General features: G+C 35.8%; 5 protein-coding genes. 1 reads left to right on the top strand and 4 read right to left on the bottom strand.

Annotation, left to right across the window (positions count from 1 at the left end):
• Positions 1-2: 2 nt before the first annotated feature.
• The 4 genes from LDB17_RS11100 to LDB17_RS11085 all read right to left on the bottom strand — a co-directional run bounded on the left by LDB17_RS11100 (position 3) and on the right by LDB17_RS11085 (position 7,158).
• The gene (locus tag LDB17_RS11100) at positions 3-1,118 is read right to left on the bottom strand and encodes a family 16 glycosylhydrolase (RefSeq protein ID WP_252637110.1); all 1,116 of its coding nucleotides are present in this window, start codon (positions 1,116-1,118) and stop codon (positions 3-5) included.
• Positions 1,119-1,259: 141 nt separating this feature from the next.
• The gene (locus LDB17_RS11095; RefSeq protein ID WP_252637108.1) at positions 1,260-2,096 is read right to left on the bottom strand and encodes a hypothetical protein; all 837 of its coding nucleotides are present in this window, start codon (positions 2,094-2,096) and stop codon (positions 1,260-1,262) included.
• Between the two features lie 28 nt (positions 2,097-2,124).
• Complete coding sequence (locus tag LDB17_RS11090; protein ID WP_006841508.1) at positions 2,125-3,879, bottom strand: RagB/SusD family nutrient uptake outer membrane protein; 1,755 nt, start codon at positions 3,877-3,879, stop codon at positions 2,125-2,127.
• Between the two features lie 9 nt (positions 3,880-3,888).
• Positions 3,889-7,158 carry a TonB-dependent receptor gene (locus LDB17_RS11085; protein ID WP_252637106.1) on the bottom strand — a complete coding sequence of 1,090 codons (3,270 nt, stop codon included), beginning with the start codon at positions 7,156-7,158 and terminating at the stop codon, positions 3,889-3,891.
• Between the two features lie 1,261 nt (positions 7,159-8,419).
• Here LDB17_RS11085 and LDB17_RS11080 point away from each other — a divergent pair.
• A complete protein-coding gene (locus tag LDB17_RS11080) occupies positions 8,420-11,278 on the top strand; it encodes a triple tyrosine motif-containing protein (RefSeq protein ID WP_252637104.1) in 2,859 nt (952 codons plus the stop codon).
• The last annotated feature ends 35 nt before the right edge of the window (positions 11,279-11,313 follow it).

Here is an 11,313-nt window from a genome sequence, read left to right as displayed (position 1 = left end):
TTTTATTCTTTTTGATATACTCTTACATAATCAATCTCATAAGTAGCCGGCAAAGCTGATTCGTCAACACCCTGAGCTCCTCCCCAGTTGCCTCCCCATGCAAGGTTTAGCTTGAGGTAAAACGGAGCATTAAACGGCCAGGTATCTTTGTTTCCTTTTTTATCATTTTCAAAAGTAAAAACAACTTTACCATCTATATATGTCGTTATTTTATCTGCCGTCCATTCAAGGGCATATACGTGAAACTCAGTCTCAAGATCCGCAACCGCTTTTTCTGCCTCTTTTTGAGTATTTATACTATGATTGTAAGATTTAGTATGAATCGCAGAGTGCGTCACATCTTTTTGATAACCTACATATTCCATAATATCAATTTCGCCATCATCGGGCCAAGCCGTGAAATTTTTTGGCATCATCCAGAAAGCAGGCCAAGTGCCTTTTCCTCCGGGAAGCTTCAGCCGTGCTTCAAAATAGCCGTACTGCCAGCTTTTATTTGTATTCACACGAGCAGATAATATCTCTTTTCCAATCTTTTTAGCAATTATTTTCAGTGAACCATCGTATATCATGGCACAGGTATCTGTTCCTCTATGACCTGCAATATAAGTTTGCAACTCATTGTTTACCCAACCCGGAGCAGCCGTTTCATAAAACCATTCGGTTGAATTGGGTAATACTGCTTTTCCTTCATTTGTTCTTGGGTCATTAAATTCATCTTGCCAAACAAGGGTGTATCCCGAAGGAACATAGTTGACCTCTTTTCCTGCCTCTTGCTTGATGATGTATTCTTTTTTGTCAGCACCTCTACTAAAGGTTAAGGTAGCTGTACGTTCTAATGTCGTGTTATTGGTCGTTACATTTACTTTTATAGTTGTAGTTTCATCGGCATAGCCTACCGTAGGTGTGATTGTACACCACGATTGGTTCGACGAAATTGTATAGTACCTGTTTGATTTTATTATTATTTCTTTCTCTCCAACATCGCTTGTAAAAGTCAATTGAGTCGGCTCAAATGTTATATCAAACACAGTAACTGGTGCGGGATCTTTCTCTGAATCTCCACAAGCAAAAAGAAATATGGGTATTATTGCTAGTAGTGTAATATAATATCTTATCATTATTATTCGCTTTTTCTAAAAAAATAGGAGGATCTTAGAGTTAGAATATATAAAGAATAAGAAGCCTGCTTTCAAGCTATACCCGAAAACAGGCTTCTATCAACTTATTCTCATTCCATTCTTATCTTAAAAGTCTGAGACTTACTTCTTCTCTTGTGGTTTAAATGCCCATATCCAGCCAGTTCCTCCCAAAGCATGTGGTACCCATAATACCAATCTGGTACTAGTTAGCTCGAGGATTTGGAACTCTTTATTATTACGTGAGTTAGTATGATCTGATCCCAAAATATTAGTTTCTCCTTTGATATAAAGTTTCGTAAAATCGGCATTGAAAGTATACGAACCTTTCTTCGGGCTTACGTCGCTTGGTGATAAATAAGTCGTAAAATTCAACCCTCCAGTAACATCAAATGTCATATGTCCTGTATACCCCTCAGGAGTAGCTTGATTTATGCCCCCTGCATTCCACCAGATATCTCCTGAATTTTCAGGATTTGTCATTGCCCACCACACTTTATTATCTCCCAAAGTTCCGTCAAAAACCCATGATTTACCGCTCAGATCTTCTCCAACCAAAGCATAATAGGCTTCAGGAAGAGGAGTATCAAGCTGTGTGATCTTAATATTTATGGTCTTTTTGATATACTCCGGATTATCAATACCTGACGATATATAAGGCGTAGTTACATAATAAGATAGGGTATGTTCTCCAGTAAATGGGAATATAATATCCTTAATCTCATCTGTATACTTTTGATTAAGTATGTAATCCCAATATCCGGTAACTCCCTTGGTTGCCATTTTTATAGAAACTTTGTTGCCTCCGGGAGTAGATTGAGTTGCCTCCAGAACAATATTGTCCGCAGAGAAACTATTACTTAATTCGTCCCTATCTTCAATAGGAGAACAAGCATATATGAAAATCAACAAAAAAAGTATAGAAGCTGATTTTATTCCTTTAAAAATATTTATATTCATATTTTTCTCTTTTTTATTGTATTAAAAATCACCATCCCGGATTTTGTGTATAAACTCCGTTTGACAGACGTACTTCAGATTCAGGTATAGTAACAAGGCCTTTAGTTTCAGTACGGTAAGTTACTTTATATTTCCCTGTACTTCCCGAGTTATTCACATCAATCTCTGTACCGTAATAATTTTTGTCTGCTTTCGCTACATCTCCCCAACGAACGAGGTCGAACCAGCGAAGCCCTTCGAATGCGAACTCATATTTACGTTCATTTTTAAGTGCATCTAGAGAATAAGCAACAGGAGGTAAACTCACGCGAGCACGTACCTTGTTTATACCATCAGCTGTTTCAGTAAGCTCAGAGTGCATTAAATAAATGTCTGAAAATCTTAGATAATAGAAGTCCTGTGCTGCCCACAACTGCATTGGATCTCCATTCACCATATTGTATAAATAGTAGAACATCCCTTTGATACTTTCTTCATCTTTACCTCGCTTTCCATTATGCTGGAGAGTAGTATATTTTCTGTTTACAAGACCTGTTTCTTGATCTCCTTTACTGCTCTGCCAATTTGCTGCTCCATCATCCGAGCTTTTCTTAGACAGGTTTATTACAGAAGCCTCTTTGCGTAAGTCTCCGTCTGCCCATGAATTATAGAAAGCAGTATGAATGGTTCCCCATCCCCATCCTTCACCGAATGGCACCATAGAGTTTCCGCGAATACCGAAGAATAAAGGAATACGGTTGTTGTATTTTTGACCAATACTCCAATTTGCCAAACCATAACGCAAAGCAAACATTACCTCTTTGTTCCCTGTACCTATTGTTGATTTTGGTCCATCTTGTCCAACCCATTTCAGTCCAAGTTTATCAGCCCAAGGTAATGGAGGGTTTTGGGAATCAAATTTTGGATCAAAATTCTTTGCATTTTCATTTACATAAGCATACGGCCATAAGTTTCTAAAATCAGGAGTTAATTCATAGCCACTATTATCTCTTACATCTTCAAGTTCTTTTACCACTTTATCTTTTGTCAGACTTCCTTCGGCAAGAGGGATGTCGTTGGTTGCAGTACCTTCTATATTAGTCATGTAACCTGTATAAAAAAGATATGTGCGTGCCAGATAAGCTTTTGCTACCCAAAGATTAGCATGTCCGTAGTCTTCCAACGGAAGATCAGTGCCTTTAATCCGAGGCAAATGCTCTATAGCTTTAAGAAAATCTTCTGCAATAAACGAGAATGTCTCTTGAAAAGATGCACGAGGTACTTTACGGTCAGCTTTTGTTGTAGGAATTAGAGGCATTCCTCCAAAGAATCTGGCAGCTCTGTACATCAAGAACCCTCTCATGAAATAAGCTTCGCCTAAAGTATTGTTTAAAAATTCGTCTGTCTCTTCTTTAGTCTTAAAATAAGAAGAGAAATCTTTGGATTGAACTGCTTCAATAATGGCATTCGCTCTATAGACTCCATTGTATGTTTCTACCCAAAGTGATTTGTAGGTATCTTCAACCGGATCTTTGAAATCATCAACATTCTTAGCATTTACGTCGTCAGGGCCTCCTCCACCCAACATACAGTCATCTAATAAGTTTGCAGCACAATGCTCTTCACTGAAAACACCATCAACATAAAGTGCACTGTAAACTCCGTTCATTGCCTCATCTATATCTTTAGGTGAACTGTAAAAACTGTCCAAGTCTTTTTGATAGAGATTTTTTGTATCTAGCTGATCTTCGCAGCTAATAAAAAAAGGCAATAAAGCATATATTATATATACTATTTTTTTCATATTCAATAATTATAAAGTTATATTAACACCAAACATTACTGTACGAGGAAGAGGGAATAATCCTAAATCTACGCCTCCAGCCCATCCATAATTATAATATATACCATTATCTTTTGCATCATTTCCAGACCAACCTCTTTCAGGATCCATACCATCATATTTAGTAAAGGTGTATAAGTTGTTAATAGAAACATATACGGAAGCCCTCTTAATAAAATTGGTTTTCTTCAACAGTTTGTCGAAATGATATCCAAGGGTTAGATTACTTACTCTCAAATAGTCCGCATCATGCATATATATATCTGATATTAACATATTATTTGCACTGGTAGTATAAGTCAATCGTGGTATCCTGTTAGAAGTTCCTTCACCATGCCAACGGTCAAAAATTTGAGTTGTATAGTTTTGCCATGGACTATCAGCAAACGAACGATAAGACTGCATTACCTGCATACCAAATTTTCCTACTAATGTAGAGTTTACATAAAAACCTTTATATTCTGCATTCAATTGTATACCTAATTCAAAATCAGGCTGATACTTCCCCAACATCACCTTATCTTTTTCGTCAATTATTCCATCATCATTCTGATCAACAAAACGAACGTCTCCCGGCTTACGAGCAACACTTTCTTCATCTCCACCTATCTTAATTGGTACTCCTTTTGAAGTTACATACGCATCTACTTCTTGTTGGTTTTGGAAGATCCCTGTAGTTTTATAGCCATAGAAAAATCCCATCGGATGACCAACTTCTATACGCGAGATATACGAAGTCCCTTGTGAAAGAACATCAACAGGCCCGGTAATAATTCCTTCTGCATTAGCTATACGAATAACTTCATTTTTATTATGAGCTCCACTTAGAGTAACTCCATATTTGAAGTCATTGTAAGAGTCGTTCCAGTTTAAAGCAATCTCATATCCAGAGTTACGGACATCACCACCATTTACAAATGGAGCATCTGCTCCATTTGTACCTAAAATCGGAGGTTGAACGAGCCAGTCCTTAGTAGTTTTAACATAGTAGTCGAAAGTTAATCCAAGCCTAGAGGCCAAGAATCTAGTATCTAAACCGACATTAACCTGTTCTGAGGTTTCCCACTTAATATCAGGATTAGGAACATTTGCAGGAAGTGCTCCTGCAGATGGCACCTCTTTGTTTGAACCAAAATAATAACCATTATCTACATATCTGATATTCGAAGAATAAACAAAGTTTGGTATACTTTCATTACCATTCTGTCCCCAGCTAGCTCTTAATTTACCGTAATTCAACCATGATGAAGTTGATTGCATAAATTCTTCTTCCGTAAAATTCCATCCTGCCGAAACAGACGGGAAGTATCCCCAGCGATTACCGCGAGCAAAATTGGAAGAACCATCAGCACGGAATGTAAAGTCAACCATGTATCGTTCTTTGAAATTGTAGCTTAAACGGCCAATGTAAGAGAATAGTCCACCTCCTTGAGCCCACCAGTCTGCACCTGTTGTTGATATTTGAGAAACAGTCGTCGGAACTTCCGCATTATTTAAATATGCATGATCGAATGAGCCCGGATATTTTGAATTAGACTTATGACCATTAAGTTCTGTATTGGTCATATTTTTGACCCATTCTGTACCTAATAATCCACTGATTTTATGATCATTTATTTTTGTTTCATAAGATATAGTGTTGGTCCATGTTGTTGCTGCTCCCATATTCATACCTTGGTCAATACCATCCGTTGTATTCTCTTGAAATTTACCTAGCATATAAATTGGAGCGTACGACCTGCTTTTACCAAACCATGAATTAACACCAAATGAAGACCTGAACTTTAATCCATCCATTGGCTCAAATACTGCGAAAACGTTTCCTACAATTGTGTTACCACTTCCTGCATTGTATTGGTGACGGAAATACATTCTTGCTAAAGGATTTATAAGATTAGCAGAAATACCCTCAAGAGCAGGTCCATAACCCCAAGTCTTTGGCAATATATTCTCATTCTCTGTCCAATATGCCGGTATTAATGGTGTAGAAACTAAAGCGTCATGCAAGTCGTTCCAATAGATATTACCATTGGCTACAGATCTGTTTATAGTATTTGTGTAAGTTACATTTTCACCTACTGTCAACATTGGTTTAGTACCTCTTTTCAATAAAGTAAATTCGGTATTCATCCTTCCGGTAATACGCCTATAGCCGGCATCCGTCACATTTCCTCCAACAATACTTTTCTGGTCATAATATGAAAATCCAAGAGCATAAACAACATCTGTACCCGATCCGGTAATATTGATTGTATGGCTCTGAACAGGTGCATCTTTTTGAGTGATTTCATCCACCCAGTCTGTCCCTTTCCATCCCGATTGGAGTCTGTCCCAAATATACTGGCCATACTGCTTACCTACATTTCCGGCAAAAACATTAGTATTGTCCAAATATGTATTATCATTTATCATCTTATTCTTCCAATCGAAAAGAGGAAGCCCTTCATTAGAACGCGCTTCATCAATAATATACATATATTCCTGAGCATTCAGAGCGGGTAATTTTTTATAAATATTTTGGACGCCGAAATACCCATCATAGGTTATTGTTGGAGAAGAGTTCTTCTCCCCTCTTTTTGTAGTTACTAGAATTACACCATTCGCCGCACGCGAACCATAAATAGCTGTAGAAGCTCCATCCTTCAATACATCAATAGACTGAATATCAGACGGGCTAAGATAATCTATCCCCCCTACGGCTACACCATCTACGATGTAAAGAGGATCGGAATTACCAATGGTACCCATACCACGAATCGTAACTTTTGTTCCCGATCCAGGTGCTCCACTATTACGTGTAATGCTAAGTCCCGGTGCTACACCTTGGAGAGCTTCCATAGCTGTAGTCGGCTTGACTTCTGTTATCTTATCTCCTTTTATATTCGTATTAGCTCCCGTTAACAGAGCTTTTTTCTGTACACCATATCCAACAACAACAACTTCATCAAGTTCTTTTGCTGATTCTATCAGAACAACATTTATTTGTTTCTGATTTCCTACTTTTATTTCCTGACGGATATACCCTACATAGGAAAATACAAGTACATCGTTGCTATTGTCAACTTTGATTGAATATTTTCCGTCAATATCGGTCAATGACCCAACCGCTTTACCCTTAAGGGCAACAGTGGCTCCGATGATCGGTTCTCCTGTATTGTCAGAAACTACTCCTGTAATCTCTTGTGAAAACAATTGAATGTAACAGGATAATGTTAATAATAATAACAAAATTTTTCTCATGCTTAATTAATTTTGCTGAATTCAATTTGCTGATTAATGCTACTAAATTCTGTTTTGTTTATAAATTCTTTGACTGAAGTGAGATGATTCGTATTTTTCTAGAGTCTTGTATATAGACTTATGCTATCGGTAAATAAGTTCTCTAGTAAAATGAGGTAAATTGTATTTATCTTATGATATAATGAAATAAGTTTGTTTGTTTTTCTCACTCTTATGCAATCGGTTAATGTTTTTCATACTAGATTTTCGTTAGCCATGTCTATAAGGTTTTTGGTTTAGTTACAATAAGTTAAATATAAAAGAACCATAAACTCTTTATTCTTTCAGTAACAGGGCGGCTTCTTTTCCCTTGAAGACCAAAAGGTTTAAATATTTACGATTCTGTATCATTTGATTATGAAAATTTTAAATTATTTGAAAACGATTCAGGAGAAAACATTCTTCATATTTGCTAGGTCTCTATAAAGTTTTACATATAAAAATATGTATTCTGGGAATTGGTATTTATAAATAAGGTAATTAGATTAATTCGAAAACGGTATAAAGGACAATCTTCTTCTCTCCTTTTACCACATAGATATTCTTAAATTATTCTACCATGATCAGATTTAGGATTAAGTTAACATGTAAGAGAAATAGGTAACTCTTGTTTTTATTCGTTAACACAAAAATAGGGTTGATGTTTTTGTTTTTACATATTTTCACTACAACAAAAACTCAAAAAAGAACTAAATTAAACACTACATCAATACTACACATAAAATTTAATTATCTATATATAAGATATATATAAAATTTAATAAGATTTGTATAATTTCCACATAGATCAAAAAAGTATATCTAAGTCGTCCGAAAATAATATAAAGAATAACTCCTTGCCCAATTTTAAAAATCTAAAATAGTAGTAGTATCAAAATTATATTGGTTATTTTTCCTAATCGATTTAAGCTAAATACATAGCACTTTCACTACTACAAACAGAAGATATATCATCTGTATATCAAACTATTAAAACAAAAACAAACTTTACACCCATTTTTTATAATTATATTTGTATATTTGATACCAATAGGAATATAAATGTAGAGATCCAGAACAAAACATTAACTTCATATGATATCAACTGCCCATTTGAAATTTCGATAGTTAACCATATTTTATAAAAAAATATAACAATAAAAATTAAATTCAAATATATAAGAGGATTTATCCAGTAGTAGCGCAACTCGATGGATCATATGATAAACACATCGTTGGGAAGATGAATAAACACATACTATGTTTTATATTTTCAGTAATAATTGGAATATCACTAGTTGTTCCTGCACATTCCACGTCTATCTGGCAACGTAAAATCACGAATTATGAACGAAGCCAATACAAAGCCGGATTTCAGAACTGGATGATAACACAATCTGACAAAGGATGGATATATTCGGCAAACTCAAATGGCTTGTTAGAGTTCGATGGAGTAAACTGGACATCATATCCAATAAGAAATAATGTGATACGAATTATTAAAATTATTGATAACAATATATATATTGGCGGGAGTTCCGAATTTGGTCTTTTTAAACCAAATGCAATCGGTCAGCTAACATACCGCTCCCTATCAGACAAATCAAAAAATTGGGGAGGAGAAGTTTGGAATATAGAGGATGGGGGAGATGTGATCTACTTTATAAGTGAACGTTATATCCATATATACCACAAGAAGGTAGGAAATGTCAGCATGATAGATTCCGATACAAAAATAGACTGTTCTCTTTTACATGAAGGAACATTGTATCTGGCAACACCGAATGGAATCTTTTATCTAAACTCGAATAACAAACTAACATTTCTGGAAGCATCCGAACCATTGAGTGGGCATAAAATTGTAAGCCTATTATCATACAATAAAGATATATTAGTAACATCGGCGAAGAAAGGTTTATATCTGTTAAATAAAAGCAACATACAACAAGTTAACTCCATAGCTGATAGCTTCATACAGAAGAATCAATTATTTAGCACAGCCATATCAGGATCAAAAATCGCTATTGGATCAGTCCAAAACGGCGTCATCATATTCGACCTAAAAGATCCGTTCTACAAAGAAGAGTTTAATATTAATAGTGGCTTAAAGAATAATACAGTTTTAGGGTGTTTTTTTGATAGTAATCAAAACTTATGGCTCGGACTTGATAAAGGAATAAGCTATATAAGCCTCAATTCTCCAATTAGTCCATTATTTGCAACAGTATCACCGATCGGCACAGGATACAGTAGCGCGATGTACAATAATGAACTATATTTTGGGACTAACCAGGCTCTTTATAAGCTGGATAAAGATAATCGGTATCAATTAATAAAAGGCTCGGAAGGGCAAATCTGGTCTACCAACATAATAGATAATACGCTCTTTAGTTCGGGGGATAATGGTATAATGGTAATAACCCCCACAGAGACGTACAAAATAGACCTTCTAGGAGCTTGGGAAACTCATGCCCTAAGCGAAGACAAGAATAAGCTTATGGTTGCTACCTATTCGGGATTCTGTATTCTGAAGAGGGAAAATGGACGTTGGATGTTTTCACATAAAATCCCTGAATTTAGAGACTCATTCCGAGGATTTATAGAAGATGACGAGCCCTATAATTTTTGGGTAGCAAATGCGAATGGTACCATGCGCCGACTAACCTTCGATAAAAATTTTGAAAAAATAATCCGATACAAGACCTATACGCTAAACAATAATGCTTTCGATTCCAATATTATTATCAGGAAGATAGAGAACAACCTGGTTATATGTACCCGCAACGGAATACTCCAATATAGCCGGATAACCGACTCGTTCGATCATTATACTCAACTCGAGTTGATGCTGGAAGGACCAAAGTATTATGAATTTCTCTATCTAGATAAATACAAAAATATTTGGTTTGTTGCCGATCGCAATCTAAAAGTTTTAGCATATAGCGAAGGTAAATACCAAGAATATATACATAACTGGGGGCTTTCGAACGAACTGATAGACAGCTATGAAAATATAAACATGATCGATCCCGAAACTGCAATTGTAGCCGTCGATAATGCCTTTGCAAGAATAGACATGTCAAGAAAAAATGGTAAATTCTCAACTATAAATACTTACATCCGAGAAATAACTTGTAGTAAAAACGACAGTATCTTAAGCTATGGCAGCAGCGAAAAAAGACTTTCATTGCCATACTCATTAAATTCTATAAAAATAAATTTTGCAGCAACCTTCTACGATCATTCCTCAGATATATTATATAGCTTCAGGCTGAAAGGAATAGATGACGATTGGAGTATCCCCTCGACCAATACTGTTAAAGAATACACCGGTCTCCACGAGGGTAAATATGTTTTCGAGGTAAAAGCATTTATTGATGGCAACCCCGATTCTTCGAGCATTACGTCATTTAGTTTTACAGTCCACCCCCCTTGGTACAGGTCGGTACTAGCTTATTTGCTCTATTCATTAGCTATAGTGATTTTAATACTTATCATCTATAAAAAAACAATCAGTAAACAAAAGAAAATTATACATCAGAAGGGCGAGGAGCTAATTGCTCAAACCAGACGCTATGAAGAAGAAACAAAGCTGAAAGATGAAGCAATATATGAGCTACAAAACGAGAATCTGAAAAATGAATTGAAATATAAAACGCAAGAGCTAAATGGTTATATGCTGAATGTGATCCGTAAAAATGAAATGCTCGAAAATGTGAAACGAAACGCATTAAATATATCCAAAGCCATTGATGAAGAAAAACAAATAAGTACAATCAAACAAAAAGTCATGAGCCTAATCAGTCAGATCAATACCAATATTGAGCATGACACTGACTTCGAAATATTCCAATCAAACTTTGACCTGATACATCAGGATTTCTTCAAACTGCTTGACGAACGGTTCCCTAATCTGACACGCAATGATAAAATATTGTGTGCATACCTCAATATGAACCTTTCCTCGAAGGAAATAGCGCCACTGCTCAACATATCGATACGGGGTGTAGAAGTAAACAGATACAGATTACGAAAGAAAATGGATCTGGATAGAGATGTGAATTTATCAGACTTCCTGCAAAGCTTGAAGCAATACGTCTGACATTTTGACAACAACAGGTAGACCAAAAGACGCTG

It is taken from the genome of Dysgonomonas sp. Shenzhen-Wh21, assembly GCF_043392705.1.
GTDB lineage: Bacteria > Bacteroidota > Bacteroidia > Bacteroidales > Dysgonomonadaceae > Dysgonomonas.
The sequence above is the reverse complement of the archived record's forward strand: the minus strand, read 5'-3'. Positions and strand labels throughout refer to the sequence as shown.

Excerpts from the sequence above, each read along its gene's own strand:
- LDB17_RS11085 (WP_252637106.1), bottom strand. The coding sequence starts at position 7,158 with ATGAGAAAAATTTTGTTATTATTATTAACATTATCCTGTTACATTCAA.
- LDB17_RS11080 (WP_252637104.1), top strand. The coding sequence starts at position 8,420 with ATGAATAAACACATACTATGTTTTATATTTTCAGTAATAATTGGAATA.
- LDB17_RS11090 (WP_006841508.1), bottom strand. The coding sequence starts at position 3,879 with ATGAAAAAAATAGTATATATAATATATGCTTTATTGCCTTTTTTTATT.
- LDB17_RS11100 (WP_252637110.1), bottom strand. The coding sequence starts at position 1,118 with ATGATAAGATATTATATTACACTACTAGCAATAATACCCATATTTCTT.
- LDB17_RS11095 (WP_252637108.1), bottom strand. The coding sequence starts at position 2,096 with ATGAATATAAATATTTTTAAAGGAATAAAATCAGCTTCTATACTTTTT.